This is a genomic window from Streptomyces sp. NPDC090021 (genome assembly GCF_044748225.1).
GTDB lineage: Bacteria > Actinomycetota > Actinomycetes > Streptomycetales > Streptomycetaceae > Streptomyces.
The window spans coordinates 87707-111254 of record NZ_JBIVFO010000015.1 but is presented as its reverse complement, the minus strand read 5'-3'; the positions used below and the strand labels follow the sequence as shown (position 1 = coordinate 111254).

Annotated in this window: 17 protein-coding genes; 5 read left to right on the top strand and 12 right to left on the bottom strand. The window is 73.8% G+C overall.

Annotation, left to right across the window (positions count from 1 at the left end; genetic code table 11):
- Positions 1-15 precede the first annotated feature (15 nt).
- A complete protein-coding gene (locus tag ACIPXC_RS14560) occupies positions 16-753 on the top strand; it encodes a carbonic anhydrase (protein ID WP_401617040.1) in 738 nt (245 codons plus the stop codon).
- Between the two features lie 126 nt (positions 754-879).
- Positions 880-2892: an FAD-dependent oxidoreductase gene (locus ACIPXC_RS14555; RefSeq protein WP_401617037.1), complete on the top strand. Its 2013-nt coding sequence runs from the start codon at positions 880-882 to the stop codon at positions 2890-2892.
- Positions 2893-2922: 30 nt separating this feature from the next.
- Here the strand turns inward: ACIPXC_RS14555 and ACIPXC_RS14550 are convergent, their stop codons facing one another.
- The 3 genes from ACIPXC_RS14550 to ACIPXC_RS14540 form a co-directional block, all read right to left on the bottom strand.
- Positions 2923-4890 (bottom strand): NAD-binding lipoprotein, encoded by a 1968-nt coding sequence (locus ACIPXC_RS14550; RefSeq protein ID WP_401617034.1) that lies wholly within the window; start codon positions 4888-4890, stop codon positions 2923-2925.
- Between the two features lie 65 nt (positions 4891-4955).
- Positions 4956-5129 (bottom strand): hypothetical protein, encoded by a 174-nt coding sequence (locus ACIPXC_RS14545; RefSeq protein ID WP_401617031.1) that lies wholly within the window; start codon positions 5127-5129, stop codon positions 4956-4958.
- 56 nt (positions 5130-5185) lie between these two features.
- A complete protein-coding gene (locus ACIPXC_RS14540) occupies positions 5186-5767 on the bottom strand; it encodes a hydrolase (RefSeq protein ID WP_401617029.1) in 582 nt (193 codons plus the stop codon).
- Between the two features lie 191 nt (positions 5768-5958).
- Between ACIPXC_RS14540 and ACIPXC_RS14535 the strand changes: the two genes are divergently transcribed.
- Positions 5959-7035 carry an enoyl-CoA hydratase/isomerase family protein gene (locus ACIPXC_RS14535; protein WP_401617026.1) on the top strand — a complete coding sequence of 359 codons (1077 nt, stop codon included), beginning with the start codon at positions 5959-5961 and terminating at the stop codon, positions 7033-7035.
- Positions 7036-7184: 149 nt separating this feature from the next.
- Here ACIPXC_RS14535 and ACIPXC_RS14530 read toward each other — a convergent pair whose 3' ends face one another.
- The gene (locus ACIPXC_RS14530; protein WP_401617023.1) at positions 7185-9452 is read right to left on the bottom strand and encodes an ATP-binding cassette domain-containing protein; all 2268 of its coding nucleotides are present in this window, start codon (positions 9450-9452) and stop codon (positions 7185-7187) included.
- A gap of 108 nt (positions 9453-9560) precedes the next feature.
- Between ACIPXC_RS14530 and ACIPXC_RS14525 the strand changes: the two genes are divergently transcribed.
- Complete coding sequence (locus ACIPXC_RS14525) at positions 9561-10334, top strand: TetR/AcrR family transcriptional regulator (protein WP_401617020.1); 774 nt, start codon at positions 9561-9563, stop codon at positions 10332-10334.
- A 327-nt stretch (positions 10335-10661) separates the two neighbouring features.
- On the opposite strand, the gene ACIPXC_RS14520 is transcribed toward ACIPXC_RS14525, so the two are convergent.
- On the bottom strand, positions 10662-11570 hold the full coding sequence (locus ACIPXC_RS14520; RefSeq protein ID WP_386395385.1) for an SDR family oxidoreductase: 909 nt from the start codon (positions 11568-11570) through the stop codon (positions 10662-10664).
- 454 nt (positions 11571-12024) lie between these two features.
- Here ACIPXC_RS14520 and ACIPXC_RS14515 point away from each other — a divergent pair, with 454 nt between their 5' ends.
- A complete protein-coding gene (locus ACIPXC_RS14515; protein WP_401617017.1) occupies positions 12025-13302 on the top strand; it encodes a cytochrome P450 in 1278 nt (425 codons plus the stop codon).
- Positions 13303-13412: 110 nt separating this feature from the next.
- Here the strand turns inward: ACIPXC_RS14515 and ACIPXC_RS14510 are convergent, their stop codons facing one another.
- From ACIPXC_RS14510 to ACIPXC_RS14480, 7 genes are all read right to left on the bottom strand, one after another.
- Positions 13413-14591: a serine hydrolase domain-containing protein gene (locus tag ACIPXC_RS14510; RefSeq protein ID WP_401617014.1), complete on the bottom strand. Its 1179-nt coding sequence runs from the start codon at positions 14589-14591 to the stop codon at positions 13413-13415.
- A gap of 235 nt (positions 14592-14826) precedes the next feature.
- Positions 14827-16416, bottom strand: coding sequence for a molybdopterin-dependent oxidoreductase (locus ACIPXC_RS14505; protein ID WP_401617011.1), 1590 nt, complete (start codon positions 16414-16416; stop codon positions 14827-14829).
- Positions 16417-16476: 60 nt separating this feature from the next.
- A complete protein-coding gene (locus ACIPXC_RS14500; RefSeq protein ID WP_401617008.1) occupies positions 16477-17664 on the bottom strand; it encodes an oxygenase MpaB family protein in 1188 nt (395 codons plus the stop codon).
- Positions 17665-17832: 168 nt separating this feature from the next.
- Complete coding sequence (locus tag ACIPXC_RS14495; protein ID WP_401617005.1) at positions 17833-18867, bottom strand: polyprenyl synthetase family protein; 1035 nt, start codon at positions 18865-18867, stop codon at positions 17833-17835.
- A complete protein-coding gene (locus tag ACIPXC_RS14490; RefSeq protein WP_401617002.1) occupies positions 18860-19204 on the bottom strand; it encodes a hypothetical protein in 345 nt (114 codons plus the stop codon). Before ACIPXC_RS14490 ends, ACIPXC_RS14495 begins: the two co-directional genes overlap by 8 nt.
- 231 nt (positions 19205-19435) lie before the next feature.
- Entirely contained in the window at positions 19436-21751 is a 2316-nt protein-coding gene (locus ACIPXC_RS14485; protein WP_401616999.1) for an alpha-N-acetylglucosaminidase, read from the bottom strand.
- 15 nt (positions 21752-21766) lie between these two features.
- Complete coding sequence (locus ACIPXC_RS14480; RefSeq protein WP_401616996.1) at positions 21767-23455, bottom strand: ricin-type beta-trefoil lectin domain protein; 1689 nt, start codon at positions 23453-23455, stop codon at positions 21767-21769.
- Positions 23456-23548: the final 93 nt, after the last annotated feature.

Sequence of the window (23548 nt, the reverse complement as noted above, 5' to 3'; positions counted from 1 at the left end):
ATAGTTTGTCCCGATGTGAATGTCGAAGCTGAAGATCGAGAGGTCCCGGGCCGGCGCCGGCTCGCCCGGGCGGTGCTGACGGGCCTGGCCGCCGTCGGGGCCGGGCTGGTGGCCGGCTCCTCCCACGTGCCCATGGCCGCGCCGCCCGGGGGAGGAGCCGGATCGCGGCCCACCACCCCCGAAGCGGCGCTCCGCGCACTGGTGACGGGGAACGGGCGCTGGCGGACCTACCACGAGCGGCACCCCGACCAGACGCGGACCGTGCGGCGCACGCTGGTCGCCGGCCAGCACCCGTTCGCCGTCGTCCTCGGCTGTGTCGACTCCCGGGTGCCGCCGGAACTGGTCTTCGACCAGGGGCTCGGTGACCTGCTGACCGTGCGCTCGGCGGGCGAGGTCCTGGACGAGGCGGTCCTCGGGAGCATCGCCTACGGGGTTTTGGAACTGCACATCCCGCTCGTCGTCATCCTGGGCCACCAGTCGTGCGGGGCCGTCGGCGCGGCCGTGCGGGCGGCGGAGGGCGGACCGCCCCTCCCCGGGCACATGCAGTACCTGGTCGACCAGATCCGCCCCGCCATCACCCCCGGGCTGCGGGGAGCCGCGCGGATCGATGCCGCGATCACCGCGAACGTACGGCTGGTACGGGGGAGGCTGGCCGCGGAGCCCGAGATGGCCGCCCGGGTCGCCGCCGGGACGCTGGCCGTGGTGGGGGCCCGGTACGAACTCACCAGCCAGCGCGTGCGGCTGGTGCGCTGAGCGCACGCCGGCGTACGAATGCCCGTACGTCAGCGCCGTGCAGGCCGGTCCGCACGTCCGGGTGATCATTTGCGGGCGGGGCGGCTTTCGGCGTCCGAGGCGCCCGGGGGCCGGGAGAGTTGCCTCATGATCACCGACTCTTCCCCGATGCCCGACCCCGACCCCGACCCCGACCCCAGCCCCGACGCCGCCCCCGCCACCGTCGCCGGCCCCGGCTCCGGTCCCGCGGCGGACCCCGCCCGCCGGCCCTCCCGTCGCAGGGTCATCGCAGGCGCCGGAGTGGCCGTCGCCGCGGGTGCCGGCGCCCTCACGGTCGCCACCGCGTCCGCCGGCACCCCGCAGGTGCCGTCCGGATCCGCGCGCCCCGACTGGGAGACCTGCCTCACCGTCGCCCGGGCCGTCCTCGTACGGGGCGACGACGACGAGCCCCTGGTGCCCGGCTACGCGGACATCCTCCTCAGGAACGGCCTGCCGCGCTCCCGCATGCCCCGCAGGAAGGTGCTGGTCGTCGGCGCCGGGCCGGCCGGCCTGACCGCCGCCCACCTGCTGCGCGAGGCCGGGCACCAGGTCACCGTCATCGAGGCCAACGGCAACCGCGTCGGCGGCCGGATCAAGACCTTCCGCACCGGCGGACACGAGAAGTCCCCCGCCGCCTTCGCCGACCCCAAGCAGTACGCCGAGGCCGGCGCCATGCGGATCCCCGACAGCCACCCCCTGGTCACCGGCCTGATCGACAGCCTCGGCCTGCAGCGCAGGCGCTTCCACCTCGTCGACGTCGACGGCTCCGGCCGTCCCGCGTACCGCACCTGGATCTTCGTCAACGGCGTCCGCGTCCGCCGCGCCGACTACGCCCGCGCCCCGCAGACCCTGAACCGCTCCTTCGGGGTGCCGGCGGCGTACGAGGGGATCCCCGCCGCGCAGATCGTCCGGAACGCCTTCGCCCCCGTGCGCAGGGAGATCGAGGGCAAGAAGGACAAGGCGCTCGTCGAGGGCTGGGCCCGCATCATCCAGCGCTACGGCCACATGTCGATGTACCGCTACCTCACCGAGGAGGCCAAGCTCGACGAGCGCACGATCGACCTGATCGGAACCGTCGAGAACCTCACCTCCCGGCTCCACCTCGCCTTCGTGCACAGCTTCATCGGGGCCTCGCTCATCAGCCCCGACACCGCCTTCTTCGAACTGCCCGGCGGCACCGCCACCCTGGCCGACGCGCTCTACGCCCGGGTCGAGGACATCGTGCGGCTCGACCGCCGCGCCACCCGGATCACCCACGGGGAGGGGAAGGTCACCGTCGACACCGTCTCCGAGGGCCGCGACGGCCGCCCCGTGCGGCGCGAGACCTTCACCGCCGACACCGCGATCATCACCGTCCCGTTCTCCGGACTGCGCCACATCCCGGTCACCCCCGCGCTCTCCTACGGCAAGCGGCGCGCGATCACCGAACTGCACTACGACGCGGCCACCAAGGTGCTGCTGGAGTTCAGCCGCCGCTGGTGGGAGTTCGACGAGGCCGACTGGAAGCGCGAACTGGAAGCGGTACAGCCCGGCCTGTACCGCACCTACCAGCTCGGGCGGACCCCGGAGGACGGCGCGCTGCTGGGCGCGCACTCCTCCGTACCCCGCAGCGGGATCTCGGCCGCGCAGCGGGCGCACTACGCGGCCTGCCGCAGCCTGGGCCGCGACCAGCCCGAGGCCGCCGGCGTCATCGGCGGCGGCTCGGCCACCGACAACCCCAACCGCTTCATGTTCCAGCCCTCCCACCCCGTCGAGGGCAGCCCGGGCGGGGTCGTGCTCGCCTCCTACAGCTGGTCGGACGATGCCCTGAAGTGGGACTCCCTCGACGACGACGAGCGCTACCCGCGTGCCCTCGCCGGCGTGCAGGAGGTGTTCGGGCAGCGGATCGAGGTGTTCTACACCGGTGTCGGCCGCACCCAGTCCTGGATGCGGGACCCGTACGCCTACGGCGAGGCCTCCGTACTGCTGCCGGGCCAGCACACCGAGCTGTTCCCGCACGTGCGCGGGGCCGAGGGGAACCTGCACTTCGCCGGCTGCCACACCTCCGTCAAGCCGGCGTGGATCGAGGGCGCCCTGGAGTCCGCGGTGCGCTCCGCGCTGGAGGTCCACACCTCGGGGTGAGCGCGGGCCCGGGCGGCCGGGCCCGCCGCCTCAGCTCTCGGCGAGCACGATCACCCAGTCGTGCTCGCCGAAGCGGATCCGCTGCCGCTTGTCGGGGTTGAGCCGCACACCGTACGCGGGGGCGGTGGCGGCCTGTGCCCGCAGGCGGTAGCCGACCGCGCACTCCCGGCGGCGGCGCGCCGACTCGACCAGCGTGGCGAACGCGACCTCCCGGTCGGTCCGTACGTAGTCCGCCACCGGCCTCAGGTAGAACTCGCTGCCCTCCGCCCTGAACAACTCCTCGAAGACGGCGGCGAGATGCCCGCTCTCCGAGATCTGCGTCATCAGCAGGCTGATCAGGCGGCCGCTGACGATGAAGTCGGCACCGGCCCGCGCGGGGGCGAGCAGGCGGTTGGCGTCGTCCGACATCTCGGTGGTGAGCCGGAGTTCACGGCCCGCGGCCTCCCCGACGGCCCGCAGGTGCAGCAGCGTCACCAGCGTCCTGTCGTCGTCCGTGCCGCTCCCGGACGCGGGGGCGAAGGCGGGCGGGACCGGGTCGGGCGGCGTGGCCGGGGCGGTGCCCTCGCGGTCCGTCTCGCCGATCACGATCACGCTGTCGTACGCCGGCACGTCCAGCTTGGCCAGGACGTCCGGGTCGGTGATGTCCCCGCTGTGGAAGGCCACGTCGAGACGGCTGCGGGCCGCCGCGACAGCGGCGGCGGCCCGCACCGTCGCCTCGTCGCCGAGGGCCACGACGTCCAGGGTGGTGCCGGCGCTGACGAATTCGTCGAGCTGCTCCACGACGAGCGGGGCGCGCCGGTTCCATCCGAGGAGGAGAAGGCGTTCGGCGGGGCGGGGCCGGGTGCGGGCGGTGACGATCGCGTTCCCGTCGACCCAGGGGCCCGCCGGCTCCGGCACGGCCGTGTCGTCGTCCTCGGAGATCAGAACGATCCGGTCGGCCGCGCCGATCTCCGTACCGGGGTCCGGATTGAGCGTGACACGGCCGTCGGGGTGCAGCAGGCCGACCACCGAGGACGTGGTGAACGCGAGGAGGGCCTCGCCGAAGGTGCGTCCGGCGAGCCCCGCGGCGGCCGCGGTGTAGAACTCGTCCCCGGCGAAGTCCAGCAGGTCCTGGTAGACGAGGGAGAGTCCGGGCTGCCGGGCGGTCTGGACGAGGAGCCGGGCGATGATCTCGTCGGCGCACAGCACGTGGCCGCCGGGCCCGGCCGCCAGCCTGGCCGTGAGGTGGTTGCGGGTGTCGCGGACCGCGGCGACCACCACCGCGTCGCGCGGTCGGGGGAGCGCGGCGTCGAGGGCGAGCAGCGTCTTCACGACGTGGGCGTCGCCGTGGTCCCCGTCGGGGGGCAGTACGAGAACGGCCTTCGCCGTCTGCGGGCTCACCCGCGCCAGTACCGTCGGGTCGGTGGTGGGTCCGCTGCGGCAGATGATCCGTGTGGTGCCTGCGACCGTACGGGTTCCCGCGTCGTCGAGGCCCGTGGCGAGCTCGTCCTCCATGTCCACCTTGTCCTTGGGGGCGAGTACGGCGATGGCGGACCGGCGCTGGTTGGCGTTGGCCCGGGCGAGCTCGGAGACCACCGGGAAGATCTGGTCGGACCAGCCCAGGACGACGGTGTGCCCCGCCTCCAGCACCGTGGAGTGCCCGCGCCGCAGCGACATCAGCCGCTGGTTGATGCCGGTGGTGATCAGACTGACCAGCGTCGACACGAACAGCAGGGCGACCAGGGCGAGCGTCACCGAGGCCAGCACGTACAGGGGCGAGCCGACCGCGCCCCCGAGCTTGAGGGTCTGCCCGACGCTGACCCATACGGCCGTGAGCCGCCCCGCCAGGGTGGTCGGGGCGGCCCGGTCGGCCCAGACGAGCACCGCGCTCGCCGGCACCACGACGGCCAGGCAGCCGAGCGCCAGCCACCCGATGAGCGGGGCGGTCCCGCCCGCCACCAGGGTGTCGAACCGGTACCGCAGGCGCAGCCGCAGGGACGTCGTGTGCTGCTGTGCCATGCGTACTCCCTCGTCTCCCGCGCTGCTAACCGGTGGGAGCCCTCCCGGTTACGGCCTGAACCGGCCTACGCGGTCCCGCTCCCGTCGGCGGGCGGCCCGGGCAGGTCGAGCAGGGTGCGGCGGAGCACGGCGTCGGTCACCGGGGTGGCCCGGCCGGCGATGCCCGAACGCAACAGTGCCGCGCCCTCCATGAGCATGACGAAGACCTCGGCGCGGGAGTGCGCCGCGACGGGATCCACGCCGGGGGAGCGGATTCCAGGTCGATCGACCTGGAAATGTGAACAGGGGTCCGCGGTCAGGTGCGCAGGGCGGCGATGACCTCGTCGGTGGTGCTCACCCGGCCGATGCGCGGGAAGATCCTGCCGAAGGTGTGGGCGTGGGAATCGGCGTCGGTGTCGGCGGTGGCGTCCTCGGGGAAGACCAGGTCGTAGCTGAGCTCCCACGCCGTACGGGCGGTGGACTCGACCCCGACGCTGGTGGAGATGCCGGCCAGGACGATGCGGTGGATGCCGCGCCGCCGCAGCTGCAGGTCCAGCTCGGTGCCGGTGAAGGCGCCCCAGTGGCGCTTGGTGACGACCACGTCCCCGAGGGCGGCCAGTTCGGCGGGGATCTCGGAGAACGCGGCGGGCGGGGCGGAGGCCGGGCCCGGGCGGTCCACGTTCGCGGTGGGGAGGTCACCGCCGTCCGGCGACCAGGCCACCTTGACCAGCACCACGGGCAGCTTCCGGGCGCGGAAGGCCTCGGCCAGCGCGACGCTCCGCCCCAGCACCTCGGGGGCGGGCCTGGTGGTGGGCAGGGCCAGGATGCCGGTCTGCAGGTCGATGAGGACCAGGGCGGTGTCCTCGCCGAGGACGAGGCCGGTCGGGTGGGCGGACATGCGTACTCCTTCGGAGCCGGGCGCGGGGTCGCCCCGGATGCTCGGTCGGAGAGGAAAGCCTGTCAGACGGGGCCGGTCGCGCCCCGGTTGATCGTCGGCATGTCGCGCACGGCGGCACGGGCCGGCGGGAGCCGGGGGAGTGTCCGGGGGCGCCCGGGCCGGCGCCCGGCGCCGCGGACATACTGATCGCCGTGAAGACCGTATCCGAGACCGACGCCCAGGCCCCCTCCGCCGACGACACCGTCCTGTTCCGCGTCGAGGGGCGGACCGGCGTGGTCACCCTCAACCGGCCGCGGGCCCTCAACGCCCTCACCCACCCCATGGTGCTCCGGATCGACGCAGCCCTGGACGCCTGGGCGGCCGACCCGGCCGTGGAGCAGGTCCTCATCCGCGGATCAGGCGAGCGCGGGCTGTGCGCGGGCGGTGACATCCGGGCCATCCACGACGACGCCAAGGCCGGGAACACCGCCTCCGCCGACTTCTGGCGCGACGAGTACCGGCTCAACGCGCGCATCGCCCGCTACCCCAAGCCCTACGTCGCCCTCATGGACGGCATCGTCATGGGCGGCGGCGTCGGCGTCTCCTCCCACGGCAGCGTCCGCGTCGTCACCGAACGTTCCCGCGTCGCCATGCCGGAGACCGGCATCGGCTTCGTCCCGGACGTCGGCGGGACCTGGCTCCTCGGCCGCGCCCCCGGCCGGCTCGGCACCCATCTCGCCCTCACCGGCACCGCCGTGGGCGCCGCGGACTCGCTGCTGTGCGGGCTCGCCGATCACTTCGTACCAGCCGAACGCCTCCCGGAGCTGACCGCCGAACTCGCGGGCGCCCCCGCCCGCGAGGTGCTGCCGCGGTACGCCGCCACGCCCCCCGCCGGGGTGCTCGCCGGCCGGCGCTCCTGGATCGACCACTGCTACGCGGCCGGCAGCGTAGAGGAGATCGTGGAACGGCTGCTCGCCCAGGACGGGCCGGAAGCGAAGGAGGCGGCCGAGACGATCCTGGCCAAGTCGCCGACCGCGCTGAAGGCCACCCTCGCCGCCGTGCACCGGGCCGCGGCGCTCGACACGCTGGAGCAGGCGCTGGCCCAGGAGTTCAGGGTCTCCTGCCACGCACTCACCTCGCCCGACCTGGTGGAGGGCATCCGGGCGCAGGTCGTCGACAAGGACCGCACCCCGCGCTGGTCCCCGCCGACGCTCGCCGAGGTCACCGAGGCCGACGTGGAGCGGTTCTTCGCCCCGCTCGGCGAGGACCGGGAACTGCGCCTGCCGTAGCCCGCGAGGGGGCGGGGAGAGGGTGCGGCCCCGACGGGACGGGCCCGCACCGCGGCGCCCGCGCCGTCGGCCCGCCCCGCACCGCCGTTCCGCACCGCCGTTCCGCACCGCCGTTCCGCCCCGCACCACCGCCCCGCCCCCGCGCCGGCCTACGCGTCGGTGCCCACGTACTCCCGCAGGTGACGGGCGGTCAGGGTGTCCGCGTCGGCCACCAGGGCCGCCGGGGTGCCCTCGAAGACGACCCGGCCGCCGGAGTGCCCGCCGCCGGGACCGATGTCGATCAGCCAGTCGGCGTGCGCCATCACGGCCTGGTGGTGTTCGATGACGATGACCGAGTTGCCGTCGTCGACGAGCCGGTCCAGCAGGGCCAGCAGCTTGTCGACGTCGGCCAGGTGCAGTCCGGTCGTCGGCTCGTCCAGGATGTAGGTGGAGGACTTCTCCGCCATGCTGATCGCGAGCTTCAGCCGCTGCCGCTCGCCGCCCGACAGGGTGTTGAGCGGCTGGCCGAGCCGCACGTACGACAGACCCACATCGGCCAGCCGGCCGAGGACGGTCCGGGCCTGGCCGGTTGCGAAGAACTCGTGCGCCTCCGCCACCGGCATGTTCAGCACCTCGCTGATGTTCTTGCCGCGCAGCCGGTACGTCAGCACCTCGGGGGTGAAGCGCTTGCCCTCGCACTCCTCGCACACCGTGGCGACCCCGGCCATCATCGCCAGGTCCGTGTAGACGAGCCCGAGGCCGTTGCACTTCGGGCAGGCTCCCTCCGAATTCGCGCTGAACAGAGCCGCCTTGACGCCGTTGGCCTTGGCGAAAGCGGTCCGGATCGGCCCCAGCAGCCCGGTGTAGGTCGCCGGGTTGGACCGGCGCGAACCGCGGATCGGCGACTGGTCGGCCACCACCACCCCTTCGCGCCCGGCCAGGTAGCCGTGGATCAGCGAGCTCTTGCCGGAGCCGGCGACGCCGGTCACCACCGTGAGCACGCCGAGCGGCACGTCCACGCTGACGTCCTTGAGGTTGTGCAGGTCGGCGCCCTTCACCGACAGGTGGCCGCGCGGGCCGCGCACCGACTCCTTCAGCCGCGCCCGGTGTCCGAGATGGCGCCCTGTGAGGGTGCCGGAGGTCCGCAGCCCGGCCACGTCCCCGCTGTAGCAGAGCTGCCCGCCCGCCGTGCCCGCGCCCGGGCCGAGGTCGACGACGTGGTCGGCGATGGCGATGACCTCGGGCTTGTGCTCCACGACCAGCACGGTGTTGCCCTTGTCGCGCAGCCGCAGCAGGAGGTCGTTCATCCGCTGGATGTCGTGCGGGTGCAGGCCAGTGGTGGGCTCGTCGAAGACGTACGTGACGTCGGTGAGGGAGGAGCCCAGGTGCCGCACCATCTTCACGCGCTGGGCCTCACCGCCGGACAGCGTGCCGGACGGGCGGTCCAGGCTGAGGTAGCCCAGGCCGATCTCGACCAGGGAGTCGAGCAGGCCCCGGAGGCTGGCCAGCATCGGCGCCACCGCGGGATCCTCGATCCGGCCCACGAACCGGGCCAGTTCGCTGATCTGCATCGACGCGCACTCGGCGATGTTCACGCCGTGGATGCGCGAGGACAGCGCGGCCGCCGAGAGACGGGCGCCGCCGCAGTCCGGGCAGGCGGTGAAGATCACCGCACGGTCCACGAAGGCCCGGATGTGCGGTTGCATGGACTCGCGGTCCTTGGCCAGGTGGAGGCGGGTGATCTTGGTGATCAGGCCCTCGTAGGTGAAGCCGTTCGCGCCCGGCTTCACCTTCACCGAGCCCTTGTGGAGGAAGTCGGCCCACTCCTGCTCGGTGAAGTCCTTGAGCTTGGTGTCGGGGGAGTAGAAGCCGGAGGTCGCCATGTTCTGCCAGTACCAGGAGCCCACGGCGAAGCCCGGGACCGTGATCGCGCCCTCGTTGAGCGAGAGCTCGCGGTCGACGAGCTGGTCCACGTCGATGTCGGAGACCTCACCGACGCCCTCGCAGCGGGGGCACATCCCGTCGGGGTTGTTGAAGCTGAACGCGCTGGACGTGCCGATGTGGGGCGTACCGACGCGGGAGTAGATGATGCGCAGCATGGTGTAGGCGTCGGTGGCGGTCCCCACGGTGGAGCGGGAGCCCGCGCCCATCCGCTCCTGGTCGACGACGATGGCGGCGCTGAGGTTGTGCAGTCCGTCCACGTCCGGCCGGCCGAGGGTCGGCATGAAGGACTGGACGAAGGCGGTGTACGTCTCGTTGATCATCCGCTGCGACTCGGCGGCGATGGTGCCGAAGACGAGGGAGGACTTCCCGGATCCGGAGACGCCGGTGAAGACCGTCAGGCGACGCTTGGGGATGTCCAGGGAGATGTCGGCGAGGTTGTTCTCGCGGGCTCCTCGTACCTGGATGACCTGGTGGTTGTCGGCGGCGATGTGCACGGAACTCCTCGAGGTACGGCGTCTCGGCTTACTCTCTGCGCTTTACTCTATACGCTGTACTCTATACGGTGTAGTCAATTAATGGTGCATGGGCTCGGAGGCGGCGACATGGTGAAGGACCGGAGCGGGGCGGGAGACCCCGTCCGCACGCTGGAGCTGCTGTGGCGCGAGCCCGGGCAGCCGGCGCAGGCCGGGCGGCGCGGCCCGCGCCAGGGCCTCAGCGTGGACGCTGTCGTGCGGGCCGCGACCGCCCTCGCCGACGAGGAGGGGCTGACCGCTCTGACCATGCGGGCGCTGGCGCAGCGCCTCGGCGTGACCCCGATGACCGTCTACACGTACGTCCCCGGCAAGGCCGAACTGCTCGACCTGATGCTCGACGACGCCTACCTGCACATGGAACGCCGGCCGGCGGACCAGGGCGAGCCCTGGCAGCTCCACGTCACCCGGATCGCCGAGGACAACCGGGACCTGATGCTGCGCCACCCCTGGATCGCGGACCTGGCCGTCACCCGCCCCCCGCTGGGCCCCGGAGTGATCGGGAAGTACGAGTATGAACTGGCGGCCTTCGACGGCATCGGGCTCAGCGACACCGAGATGGACGCCGCCCTGACCCACCTCCTCGGCTTCGTGCACGCCAACGCGCTGGCCGCCGCCGACGACGCCGACCACAACAGCCGCCAGAGCCAGGAGGACTGGTGGGCCGTCAGCGCCCCGCTGCTGGAACGCACCCTGGACCCCGACCGCTACCCGCTGGCCGGCCGGGTCGGCACCGCGGTCGCCGGCTACCACCCCGCAACGATCTGGACCTTCGGCCTCCAATGCGTCCTGGACGGCCTCACCCACCGACTGGCCGACCGCCCGGCCCCCCGCGCCACGCCATAGGCCGTTGCCCCGACCGCCGCTCAGAGCCGCCGGCCGGGGCCTCGCCGTCCGGTGCGTCCGGGCTCGCGAAGTGGAAGGGGACGCCGAGGTGGGCCGCGAGGCCCCCGCCGGCCCTCTCGGCCGCCACCACGCCGCCGGGGATCCCGTCGACGCGCCGGACCAACGACTCCTGGTCCAGGGGGGTGCCGGGCGCGCGGGCGATCCGGCCGCCGTAGTGCGCGTACCGGTCGCCCCCCGGCCTCCCGTGCGGACCGCTTGCCGCAGGTCCCCCGGCGCCATCGTACGTGGACGGAAATCAGCGCCGCCCGGGATCCGGGAGGGGGCGGGTCAGCGGTAGCCGGTGGGGTCGGCCGGGTGGCCGGGGTCCTGGACCTCGACCAGGTAGCGCCAGGCGTCCGGGCGGCTGCCGTCCAGGTCCGTGAAGCCGTAGACCCGGGCCAGCTGCCCGCTGGAGAGGGACCGGCCGTTCCAGCGGGAGACCTCCGGGTCCGCGGCGAGGGCCGCGACCGCGCGGCCCACGTACGCGGGGGTCTCGGAGATCGCGAAGTGCGGGACCGTGGTCAGCGCGTCGCGCCAGTTCTCCTCCGTCACGCCGAAAGCGTCGAGCATCATCTCCGAGCGCAGCCAGCCCGGAGTCAGCGCCACGGCCGTGGCCCCGCGCGGGCCCAGCTCGTGCCCGAGCGCGAACGCCATCCGCAGCACCGCGGACTTGGCGATGTCGTAGAAGAAGGAGACACGGTAGCGGGTCGCGTTGTAGTCGGCGGTGCCGTCCGTCATCTCCACCACCAGACCGCCCGGCTCCCGCAAGAGCAGCGGCAGCGCGCAATGGCTCGTGATGGCGTGCGTGTCCACCGCCAGCCGCAGCAGCCGCAGCCCCTTGTCCAGGTCGTGTTCCCAGACGGTGCTGTCCCACTCGAAGAGCAGCTCCCCGCCCCAGACGTCGTTGACCAGGACGTCGAGCCGGCCCTGTTCCGAGTCGATCCGCCCGACCAGCGCCTCGACCTCCGCCGGCACCAGATGGTCGGCGACCACCGCGATCCCCCGCCCGCCCGCCGCGGTGACCAGCTCGGCCGTCTCCTCGATCGTCTCGGGCCGGTCGTATTCCGAACGCCGGCCCCGCGTGCTGCGCCCCGACACGTACACGGTGGCGCCCTGCGCACCCAACTGCACCGCGATGCCCCGGCCCGCCCCACGCGTCGCCCCCGCGACGAGGGCCACCCTGCCTTCGAGAGTCATGCGCCGACCCTACGACGGCCCGCCCGCCCGCACCCCCCGGACACGGTGACCGCCCCGGACAGCGGGGAACCAGGCCGCTGCCCGGGCGGCCAGGCGCCGAGCGCCCCGGCCCGGCGGGCACAGGACAGGGCGCGCGCCAGCTCCCGGGGGCGGTCCGCGGCCTCGCCGCGCGCCTGCTGCGCCCGGTGGGCATCGCCCACGCCCGGCGCCCGCTGAGCCGCGCCGCCCGGGCGTTCGTCGCGCAGGCCCGGCACAAGGCTCCGGTCCGGGAGCCCGTGCGCTGACGTCCCGTGAGCCCGACGGCGCCGCCGTCACCCCGATCCCCGATCCCCGATCCCCGATCCCCGATCCCCGACCCCGAGCCGGTCCTGGGGCGTCCGGGCGCGGTCTTGTCAACCGGGCTCCCGGGTCGCAGTGTTGAGCGAGTCTCGTCCAGCAGATCAGGAGATCCGGCTTGTCGTCGCACACCGAACCCGTCCCGCACACCCCCGCCGGCCCGGACACCCCGTACGCGATCGACCCCGCCGGCGGCTGCCCCCACGCCCTCAACGCCCGGCTGCGTGCCGAGCACGGCGCGGTCGCACAGGTGGTGCTCCCCGGCGGGGTGCCGGGAGCGGTCGTCCTCGGCCACGACGCGCTGAAGGAGTTCCTCGCCCACCCCGAAGTGGCCAAGGACGCAAGGCACTTCCCCGGCCTGCACGACGGAAGCATCCCCCGCGACTGGCCGCTGCGGGCCTTCGCCGACGCCCAGGGCATGCACACCGCCGACGAGGACGACCACCGCCGGCTGAGGGCCCTGGTCGGCAAGGCCTTCACGGCCCGCCAGGTGGAACGCCTGCGCCCGCGCGTCGAGGAACTCACCGCCGAACTCCTCGACGACCTGGACCGGGCCGCGGCCGCATCCCCCGACGGGGTCGCCGACCTGCGCGAGCACCTCGCGCTGCCGCTCCCGATGAGCGTCATCTGCGAGCTGCTCGGCGTCGACCCCGAGCACCGGGGACGCCTGCACCACCTCTCCCACAAGGTGATCATCGCGACCGACACCACCCCGGCCGAGGCGATGGCCGCCGTGCGCGAGCTCGTGCAGCTGATGGGCACGATCGCCGCGACCCGGCGGGCGGCCCCGGGGGAGGACCTCACCAGTGCCCTGATCGCCGCCGGCGAGGACGACGGCGACCGGCTCAGCGAGGCCGAACTCAGCGGCACCATGCGCCTGATGCTCGTCGCGGGCCACGAGACCACCCTCAACCTCATCAGCAACGCCGTCCGCGCCCTGTGCACGCACCGGGACCAGCTGGCCCTCGTCCTGGAGGGCAGGGCGACCTGGTCGGACGTAGTGGACGAGACGCTGCGCTGGGACGGCCCCGTCAGCTGGTTCCCCTTCCGCTACCCCACCCGCGACCTGACCGTCGACGGCACCGTCATCACGCGGGGCACCCCGGTCCTCGCCGGGTACACCGCGGCCGGCCGGGACGAGGGCTTCCACGGCCCGGACGCCGACCGCTTCGACATCACCCGCCCCACGGCCTCCCGGAGCCTCTCCTTCGGGCACGGGGCCCACTACTGCGTGGGCGCCCCGCTCGCCCGCCTGGAGGCAACCATCGCCCTGGAGCGGCTGTTCACCCGCTTCCCCGACCTCGACCTCGCCACGCCCGAGGCCGAACTCCCGCACCAGCGCAGCTTCATCGGCAACAGCGTCGAGACCCTGCCGGTCCGCCCGCGCCGCCCCTGACACCACGGCGCCCCACCGACCCGCGACGCCCGCCGGGACCCGGTCCCGGCAGGCGTCCGCCAGTTCAGGGCGCCCATCAGCCCAGGGCGTCCGTCAGCCCAGGGCGTCCGTCAGCCCAGGGCGAGCGGGCGCTCCGGCGCCAGGTGGGCGGCGATCGCCTGCAGCACGTTCGAGCTGGCGTTCTGGACGGTGCTGCCGAGACCCTGGGTCGCCACCGTCGCGATGGCCAGCTTCCGGGACGGCAGATAGGCGACCGTGCCCGCATAGCCCGCGAACGACGGGTTCTGGACGATCCAGGTGTTCTCCACCGGCAGGCCGAGGGCGAACCACGCGTTCCCCTTGATCCTGACGACCGGCGTGACCTGGAGCTTGTGCGACTCGGGTGTCAGCAGCTTCCCCTCGCCGATCGCCGTGAAGGACTTCGCCATGTCCTGAAGCGTCGCGGTCATCACCGCCCCCTCCGCCACCGTCCACGACGGATTCCAGTAGGTGGAGTCCTCGAACACGCCCCGCTCGTTGTCGAAGCCGTGCAGCACCGGCGCGGGGATGTCGGCCCTGGACGAGATGGCGGTCTGGCTCAGGCCCATCGGTTCGAGGACGTTCTCGCGCAGCACCTCGCCCAGGGGCCGCCGCTCCACCCGGGAGATGATGTCGCCCAGGAGCACCCAGTTGGCGTGCGAGTAGGCGAATCCCGAACCGGGCGGCCGGGCCATGGGCCGGGAGACCGCGATCCGCACCAGCTCCTCCCCGGTCCAGTGCCGGAAGGGGTCCTTGTAGAGGGCGGCGATGAAGGCCTTGTCCGTGACGTAGTCCGCGTACCCGGAGGAGGCGGACGCCAGCATCCTCAGCGTGATCGCGTCCGCGTGCGGGAGGTCCGGGCGCCAGCGCGAGAGCTTGTCGTCGAGCGTGACCCTGCCCTCGTCGACCAGCTTGAGCAGCGCGGTCGTCATGTACGGGATCGCCACCGACCCGATGCGGAACCGCATGTCCGTCGTCGCCGGGAAGCCCGTCATCGTCTCCCCGGCCGCGGCGGCCGTGACTCGTTCGCCGTCGACCCACACCCCGGCCATCGCCGCGGTGAGCCTGTACTTCGCGAGTGCGTCCGCGACCTGCCGCGCGGTGAACTCCTCCGTGTCACCCGGCAGGCACGTGCCGCCCTTCGAGATCTGGCCCGCCGGGCACTGCCGGGCGGCGCTCCCGGCGTCCGCGGACGGATAGCCGCCCGCGAGCGTGGAGCCCAGCAGCAGGGCACCCAGACAGGTGAGGGCGAAGGTCCTGGGGTGTCGCACGGCGTGCCTCCATGCGGTCGAAAGGCGAAGTCCCCCGCCTCGCGAGTGCCGGACTCGTCCCGGCAGGCTAACCAGCGGCCCCACCCGTCGCACGCGGGACGCGTTCCACGGGTGACGCCGACGACGCCCCCACGCGTACCCCGCAGCCCGCCCCGGCCCCGCCCCCGGCTCCGGCCCCGGCCCCGGCTCCGGCCCCGGCCCCGGAGCCGGACAGGAGCCGGACCCGAGCCGGGGCTCAGCCCAGTGCCGGGACGTTCACCCGCACCGTGTGCCACCCCGTCGCCCCGTCCGGCACGGTGCCGCTGCGGACCCCCGTCTGGACGGTGCCCGAACCGTCCGTGGCGCGGACCTGGAGCGTGTGCGGTCCGGCGGTCGCCTCCCAGTGCCACACCCACTGCCGCCACGTGTCCACGCCGTCCGCGTCACCGAGCCGCGCCTCCTGCCACGGCCCGCCGTCCACCCGTACCTCGACCCGCCGGATCCCCCGGTGCTGCGCCCACGCCACCCCCGCCACGGCCACCCGGCCCGGCCGCAGGGCCGTGTACGGGCGCGGTGTGTCGATCCTCGACTGGGTCTTGACGGGAGCCTGCTGCGCCCAGGACCTGCGTACCCAGTAGGCGTCGTACGCGGCGAAGGTCGTCAGCCGCAGCTCGGTGAGCCACTTGCAGGCGGAGACGTAGCCGTACAGCCCGGGTACGACCATCCGGACGGGGAAGCCGTGCGCGAAGGGGAGCGGTGCACCGTTCATGCCGACGGCCAGCAGTGCCGCCCGGCCGTCCATGACCGTTTCGACGGGGGTGCCCAGCGTCATGCCGTCGACGGACCGGGCCACGAGCTGGTCGGCCGGTCCGCCCCGGGACGGCGGCCGGACCCCGGCTTCGCGGAGCAGGTCCGCGAGGGGCACCCCGAGCCAGCGGGCGTTGCCCGCGTACGGGCCCCCGACCTCGTTCGACACGCAGGTCAGGGTGATGTCGTGCTCGACCAGCGGGCGGGCGAGCAGTTCCCGCAGACCGAGGATGAGGGGACGCGGCAGCCCCTCGCCGTGGATGCGCAGCCGCCAGGCTCCGGCGTCCACACGGGGTACGACCAGGGCGGTGTCCACCCGGTAGAAGTCCTTGACGGGGGTGAGGAAGGGGGAGAGCCCGGGGACCCGCAGGTCCGCGCCGGCCGGTACCGGCGGCGCGGGGACGGCGGGCCGGGGCAGGACGAGAGCCGCCCGGGAGGCGGTCGCTCCGGCCGAGCCGTGGGCGCCCAGGCGCCGTCCGGCGAGGCCGGCCGCGGACGACACCGCGAGGACTCCGACGACGAGCCGGCCGAACCCGCGCCGGTCCATCGCCCAGGCGCCCCCGGGCGGCGACCCGGCGGGCCGGGGCCGCGCGGCTGCCGTGACCAGCAGCCCCAGCACCGCGGCCGCGGTCAGTCCGCCGGCGAGGGAGGGCAGCGCGTCCTGCCAGGACGCCTCCGGCCGGCTCAGCGCGGCCACCGCCCCCAGCAGCCCGAAACCGCCCGCGACCGCGATCCCCGCGGGCGGGCGGCGTACGGCGAGCAGCCCGGCCCCGGCGGCGACCACGGCCAGCACGACGACGATGCCGAGCGTCAGCACCGCCTTGTTGGCGGTGCCGAACAGGCCGATGGCCCACTCCCGGACGGCCACCGGCGTCAGGTCCACGGCCGCGGCGCCGACGGCGGTGACCGGGGCGGACTCGGGCCGGACCGCGGCCGTGACCAGCTCCGCCACTGCGAGCCCGGCGAACGCGGCGACGACTCCGCAGACGGCGCCCACCGCTCGCCGCGGCCTTGCGGAACCGCTCGGGTCTGCCCTCACACCGCCAGTGTGCCCCGGCCCCGGGGGCGGTGCGCCGTCGCCACGGGGAAGCGGCGCGGGTCAGTGCACGGGCGCCGGGGGCACCCAGCGCCCGGTGCGCGGCGGCTTCACGCCGTAGTCGCTCTTCAGCTCCGCGGGGATGGCGTGGTGCATCACCCGGCCCCGGGTGAGGGAGGCCAGCTCGAAGCCGGAGAGCAGCGAGCCCGCCTTGTCGAGCGCCCACTCCGCGTACGGGCTGCTGTCCTCGATCGTCTCCAGCAGCCCCAGGAACACCGGTACCGCCTTGGCCGCCGTGTCCCAGGCGGTGCGCGGGATCTCCAGCCAGTCGCCGATGGTGTCGCCGACCAGGAAGCGGACGGTGGCGGGGACCATCGGGTCGAAGAAGGTCCCCGGGACCACGTCCTCGTACATGCGCATGAGCTGGGCGTTGAGGCGGACGCCCTCGGGGGAGGGTCCGAGGTTGCGCAGGAGGTAGAGGTCGCAGTAGTCGCGGGCCTCGGTGAGGCTCTCCGGCACGGCCGACATGTCGCAGCCGAGCATGGCGCCCACGACGCGCCAGGCGTAGAAGTAGGCCTCGGCGCCTTCCTCGCTCATGTGGATGCCGAGCCGGTGCATGGCGTCCAGGACCAGCAGCGAGAAGCAGATCTGACCTCCGATCATGTCCTCCTGGCAGATGGGCACTCCGTCCTTCTCGACGTCCCAGTGGCCGCCGTGGCGCAGGTGGTGGCGGACCGCCGCGTGCAGCAGCCGCACCTTCTGCGCGGCGGGGATGAACTTGCTGCCTTCCGCGAAGGAGTTGGTCTGCATGAGGTAGGTGACGAACTGCCCGGTGTTGGCCATCCGCCGCGAGGGGTACGCCATGGAGTGCGTCGAGGCCAGCAGCCGGGAGAGCCGGGGGATGGCATAGGTCACGGGCATGGCCGCGAAGGACAGGCCGGTGTTGATGTGGGCCGCGTTGTCCATGAAGAACAGCCTGGCCTGTTCCATCACGTCCCAGTCCACCCAGCTCGGGGGCATGGACGTCGCCTCGAAGTAGGCGCGTGCGGAGGCGGGGAGCTGCTCGGGGAGCTTGTCACCGGTGGTGGTGAAGAACCGCATGAGGGTGTTGAGGTCGCCGACCTCCCCGCGGCGGAACATCTCGGCGACGGTCTCGTCGGCGAGCGGATCACCCTGCGTGCTCAGGGCGTCCAGGGCGGCGTGGTCGTAACGGGTGCGCGCGGGTGCGGTCTTGGTGGCGTTGCTGTTCACGGCGGTCGTCCTTGTCGTGTCTTCGGGTGCGGGGCGGCCGAGCCGGGGCCGGCCGAGCCGGGGCCGGGCGGGCCGGGGCCGGGCGGGCCGCGGCGGTGGCCGCGGCGGCGCGTGGTGCGGAGGGAGGGAGCCCGGACGGAGGGCGCGGAGGCAGGCGGGGCGGGGCTGCTACAGGGAGCGGTCGGCGGCCGTCGCGGCCAGTCCGCTCAGCGCGGACCGGGCCTCCGCGGGCATCGCGGCGAGGTCCAGGGCGGCCCCGGCCCGGCCGATGCGTTCACGGATCATGTCCTCGACCTGCTGCCTGGCTCCGCACCGCTCCATCAGCTCGCGGACCGCGGCGGCCTCCTCCTCGCCCAGCTCCGGGTTCCCGACCAGCTTCGCCAGCAGCCGGCGGTCGTCGGGCCCGGCCGCCGCCACGGTCAGCGCGAGCAGCGCCGTCGGTTTGGCGTCCCGCAGGTCGTCCAGGTTCGACTTGCCGGTCCGTGCGGGGTCGCCGAAGGTCCCCAGCAGGTCGTCGCGCAGCTGGAAGGCCTCGCCGAGCGGGAGGCCGTAGCCGGAGAAGGCTTCCAGCAGGGCGCGGGAGCCGCCGCCGAGGGTGCCGCCCAGGTGCAGCGGCCGCTCCACCGTGTACTTGGCCGTCTTGAAACGGGCGACCTCCAGGGATTCCGCCACCAGCGGTGCCCGGTCGGCCCTCGCCTCGGTGCGCAGCACCTCCAGGAACTCGCCCGCCATCGTCTCGCGGAGCAGGGTGGACCACAGGGGGACGGTCCGGGCCAGGTAGGCCCCGGGTAGCCCGCAGGAGGTGAAGACGTGCCCGGCGTACCCCATCAGCAGGTCGCCGAGGATCATGGCGAGGGCGGTGGAGCGCTGCCCGTTGGCCGCGAAGGCGGCGTGCGCGGTGAGCTGCCCGTGCCGCATCCGGCTGTCGTCGATGATGTCGTCGTGGGTGCAGGCCGCCGCGTGGACGAGTTCCATGGCGGCCGCGGCCCGGATCACCCCCTCGCAGTCCGGCTGGCCCGTCGCCCGCCACCCCCAGTACAGGAACGCGGCCCGGATCCGCTTGCCGCACGCCAGGGACCGGCGTAACTGCTCCGAGAGCGGGCTGAGTTCCGCATGCAGGCCGAGCAGGGCCCGCTCCTCCTCGTCGGCCAGCCGGACCAGCACCTCGTCGATGCGCTCCTTGAAGCCGGTGTGGTCATGCACAGGGCCGGCCCTCGGACGTGTGCTGCGCAGCGGCGCGCCGGGCCATGGTCTCCAGGTAGTTCTCCTCGCCCATACCCGCCCGGCGGGTGGCGAGTTCGCCGCGCTTGCGCAGCTCCACCACTCCGTCGGTGAACAGTTCGCGCAGGTCGGACCGGCGCAGCGCGTCCTGCGCGCGGTCGGCGGTCTGCCGCAGCTGGTCGAGGGCCAGGTCGGCCACTCCTGCGGCGAGCAGCGTCAGCAGTTCCAGGGACGCGGTGGCGGGGCCGGCGCCCGGGGACCGGTCCTGCCGCTCCTGTTCCCGCTGGTAGGGGGGCTGCTCGTGTTCGGTCTGGGACATCTCGGTGCACTCCTGGTCGCGTCGCGCCGTACGGCATCGCCAAGGGGCGGCCACCGGATCGTTCCGATGGCCGCCCCTGGTCTCTTGCGGCCAGTCAACCGAGTGCCGCCCCCGCCCGGCCAACGGCGGCGGGTGATCTCCCCCGCACGAGCGCCCACTTTCCACCGGGAGAGTGATCGTCCCCGCGAGCGGCGACCCCCGCCACCACCGGTGGTGTAGGCCGTGCACCGGTCAGCCGGCGGGTGCCGCCGGGAGGGCCGCCGCGACCGCCGTGGCCAGTTGGTACGGGTCCCCGCTCGGCCGGTCCGGGTGCCGGGTGGTGCGCCGGGCCCAGTCCTCCTCGAAGGCGTGCCAGTCGATCTCCCGCGGGGCGGCCCCGCGGACCAGCGCCTCGTCCAGCGCGGCGAAGTGGGCGCTCCACCGCCGGGCGTACAACTCCGAGATCAGGCCGCTCCATTCGCGGTTCGCGTAGTCGTGCAGGAAACCGCCCTCGCTGGTGCTGCGCCGGCCCCACACGCTCAGCAGCGAGCGGGCGTCGTACTCGTACCGGTCCTGTTCGGCCCGGTCGGCGCCCCACGATCGGGCCCGGGACAGCCAGGTGCCGAGGAGGAGGTCCGGGTCCGATCCGGTCACCTGGTCCAACAGCCGCATCCCGTCCTGCCATTCGGCCGTCAGCGCGCGGAACCGGGTGAGGTCCTTCGCGTCATAGGCCGCCTTGATCTTCGGCAGCAGGACCCGCGAGTGGTTGGCGAGGGCCTGCCGGGCGGTGTCCACCAGGTCGAACCGGTAGGCGCTGGAGCCGCGCAGTGCGGGGTCCACCCTCAGGAGGTGGTCCAGGGCCCGGCGCACCGAACCGGCCGGATAGCGCATGGACTTGGGACTCCAGTACGCGGCTCCCACCGCGGACAGGCTGGGCCGGGCGCTGAACAGGCTGTCCTGGGACTCCGACCACAGCCCCGAGGAGGTGCTGTACGGCCCCTTGCGGAGCTCCTCCCAGGCCGCGGCCGCCGCGGCGTCGGGCCTGCCGTAGCGGCGGGCCGCGAAACCGGCGAACCACGCGCGCTGGTCGATCGGCCCGGGCTCCCAGGCGAGGTCGGTGAACAGATCGAACGCCGCCGGGTTGGTCCCGGTGGCCTCCGGCAGGTAGGCGATGCCCGCGAGCGCGCTGTTGGTCTTGGCGCGCCAGGGTCCGAACCGTTCGAGCCACACCGAGGTGTTCGCGCCGATCGTTGTGTGCCCGCCGAAGTTGTAGATGGTGCCCATCGCGTACGGGGTGCCGCCCCAACGGGTCTCACGGTCCAGCCGGTTGTAGCGGTCGGACAGTCCGTCCAGGACCAGCAGCTTCGAGGTGTCCACCCCGGCCAGCAGTTCCGCGGTCGGGTCGTCCTGCCAGCCCAGGACGGCCCACAGCGCGCCGGGGTGGGCCGCGTGCAGGGCGTCCTGGATGGCGCCCGCCGCCGCGCCGACGTCGACGGAGCCGGTCTGCCCGCCCTCGTGCAGCGGGCTCATCCGGTACATCGTGCTGTCCCCGAACACCGCACGCTGCTCCGCGTAGTAGGCGGCGGCCAGCCTCCCGAAGACCGGTGAGACGGGATCCAGCCAGTCGGGGCGGTCGAAGCCCGCCCAGTCGCCCTGCGCGACCGTGGCCGCCCCCGTGTTGCGGGCGGCGAAGCCGGGCGGCACGGTGCCGAAGTAGCCGGGCAGCACCGGTGTCATGCCGAGCCCGCGCAGCTGGTCGGCGATCCGCCCGCCGAGCTCGGCGCGTTCGCGCATCAGCCGCTCGGAGACCGGGCCGCCGAAGCCGCTGAGGTTCTGCAGCAGCCACCAGCTCTGGTGACCCGGGCCTGGGATCCACTGCCGCAGCTCCTCGGCGGAGTACCCGAACCGCTGGAGCGCCCGGTAGTACGGGTACTCCGCCCCGACCTGCACGAACACCTCGTTGATGCCGTGCAGGGCGAGCAGGTCGATCTGCCGCTGGTGCTCCTCGAAGGTGCGGTACGGGCCCGAGTACCCGTCGTCGGTGTCGTTCAGCGCGTACCGGTGCGGGACCTGCGCGCTGCGGGTGACCGGTGCCGGTACGGCCGGCAGCCGGGCGGGCAGCAGGCCGATGCTGTCGCCGGGCCAGCCGATGTCGGCCCCGGCGACGTGCTGCAGGTACCAGCCGACGCCCGTGAGCAGGGTGGCACCGGTGCTGCCGCGCACGGTGATCGCCCCGGCGCTCCCGGACACGGTGAAGGTGTCGGCCCCGGCGGCCGGGTCGGGCACCAGGGTGAACTGCCCGGCGTGCCGCGGGAGCAGCCGCTGCAGCGCGGCCCGCGCGGGTGCGGTGTCGAAGGTCGCGGCGCGGGGTGCGCCGCTGTCCGCGGACGTCCGTTCCAGGGGCCGTACGGCGGCGGGTGCGGGCGAGCCCGCGCCCGGGGCGGTGGCCCCGGGCGCGGGTCCCGCGCAGATCACGGCCAGCAGCGCCGCGGGAAGCGCGGCGAGGGCGGCCGGGCGGGTGGCGGGCAGGCGGCGCCCGCGGCACGGCATCGGGGTCGGGTTCCTCATCCGTTCACTCCGGCCTCAGACCGGCAGGGACCAGGCCTGGTCGACCCGGTGGTCGCCGCACGGGCTCAGCCGGAGCCGCTCGGCCGGGGCGTCGGGGGTGGCGGCCGCGGCGGGCGCGGTCAGGCACAGGCCGCTGACCTCCTCGACGAGGGCGCCGTCACGGCGGTGGGACCAGCTCTGGCCGGGCTGCTGGCTCGGCCGCGGCGCGCAGTCGGCCAGTTCGACGAGGCCGTCCTCGCCCGCCGACAGGCACTCGCCGGCGAGCCGCAGGCGGGAGTCGTCGCCGAGGAACCACCGCTGGTCGGGGGCTCCGGTGCAGGTGGCCATCACGACGGCGCCGACCCCGCTGGTGTTCGCGCCGTCGGCGCACCGGGCGCCGTCACCGACGATCTGCCCGGTCGGCACGGCCTCGGCGCAGCCGCGCGGGCTCAGCCGCCACACGGCGGTGTCGTGACCGGCCAGCTTGCCGGTCAGCGCGTCGGAGACCTCACTGCGGGCACCGCTCCACAGGTCCTGGGCGTCGGCCGTGCACGCGTTCAGGCCGATCTCGTCGAGCGGGACCCTGATGTCGCGGGTGTTCGCCGAGCGGTTGAGGACGGCCACCGCCCGGTCGCCGTCCGCGAGGGGGCGGACCAGGATCTCGAAGGTGGCGTTCGAGGAGACCACGGCGCCCTGACGGCCCATCGGGTCCTGGTCCAGGGCGATCATCCGGGTGTTGCCGAGGGCGGCGAGGCCGGCCGGGGTCAGCTTCGAGACCTCGGAGGACAGGATGAAGGGGGCTGCCATCATGGCCCAGAGGGCCACCTGGCTGCGGCTCTCGGCGGCCGTGAGGCCGGGGGCGCCGGCGAGCAGGAAGTCGGGATCGTTCCAGTTGCCGGGGCCCGCGTACCGGCCGAGCCAGCGGTTGTAGCCGTAGTTGCCCAGCACCGAACTCCACCGCGAGGTGGCGGGCGCGGCCGGGTTGTAGACCTTGATGTCCTTGCCCTCGCGCCACAGCTGGCCGGTCTCGCCGACCCAGCCGAGCACCTTGTGCCAGTCGGAGCCGCCCCATTCGCCCTGCTGGAAGTAGGCGGGCGCGGAGGCCGACAGGACCATGTCCCGGCCGCTCTCGCGCAGGGCCTTCGCGACGGCGTAGTAGGCGTCCCGGTAGGCCTCCTCCTTGGTGCGGCCCTCGGGCACCCACAGGTTGCAGCCGTCCATCTTGACGTAGTCCACCTTCCAGGAGGCGAACTGCCGTGCGTCCCGGGCGTAGTGGTCGGCCCCACCGCCCTGGGGGGCGCCACTGCCCGGGTACTTCTCGCAGGTGAGGAAGCCGGCGTCCTGGTAGATGCCGAACTTCAGGCCCTTGGCGTGCAGGTACTCGCCGAGCCAGGCCATGCCGTGCGGGAACTTCTCGGTGTCGACCACCAGGTTGCCCCGCGCGTCCCGGCTCCTGGTCATCCAGCAGTCGTCGACGGTCACCGTGTCGTAGCCCTTGGCGGCGAGCCCCGTCGAGACGAGCGCGTCGGCGTTGGCGACCACCTTGGCCTCGTCGATGTCGCACATGTAGTGCGCCCAGTTGTTCCAGCCCATCGGAGGGGTGAGCGCGAGCGGGGTGTCCGAGGTCGCCCGGGGCTCGGCCGCCACCGGGGCGGGGGGGAGCGCGAGGGCGAACAGGGCGGCCGCGGTCAGACAGGGGAGCGTTGCGCGCAGGCGAGGCGGCACGGGGTCTCCTTGACGTGGGGACAGTCGTGCGCCCAGTGCAGCGAGGCGATTACTCAGTGTCAACGCGAGTCGCTGATTGTCGGCCGATGACCA

Bases quoted from the DNA above. Each gene is read 5' to 3' on its own strand.
- ACIPXC_RS14555 (WP_401617037.1), top strand. From the start codon at position 880: ATGATCACCGACTCTTCCCCGATGCCCGACCCCGACCCCGACCCCGAC.
- ACIPXC_RS14550 (WP_401617034.1), bottom strand. From the start codon at position 4,890: ATGGCACAGCAGCACACGACGTCCCTGCGGCTGCGCCTGCGGTACCGG.
- ACIPXC_RS14540 (WP_401617029.1), bottom strand. From the start codon at position 5,767: ATGTCCGCCCACCCGACCGGCCTCGTCCTCGGCGAGGACACCGCCCTG.
- ACIPXC_RS14525 (WP_401617020.1), top strand. From the start codon at position 9,561: ATGGTGAAGGACCGGAGCGGGGCGGGAGACCCCGTCCGCACGCTGGAG.
- ACIPXC_RS14520 (WP_386395385.1), bottom strand. From the start codon at position 11,570: ATGACTCTCGAAGGCAGGGTGGCCCTCGTCGCGGGGGCGACGCGTGGG.
- ACIPXC_RS14490 (WP_401617002.1), bottom strand. From the start codon at position 19,204: ATGTCCCAGACCGAACACGAGCAGCCCCCCTACCAGCGGGAACAGGAG.
- ACIPXC_RS14485 (WP_401616999.1), bottom strand. From the start codon at position 21,751: ATGAGGAACCCGACCCCGATGCCGTGCCGCGGGCGCCGCCTGCCCGCC.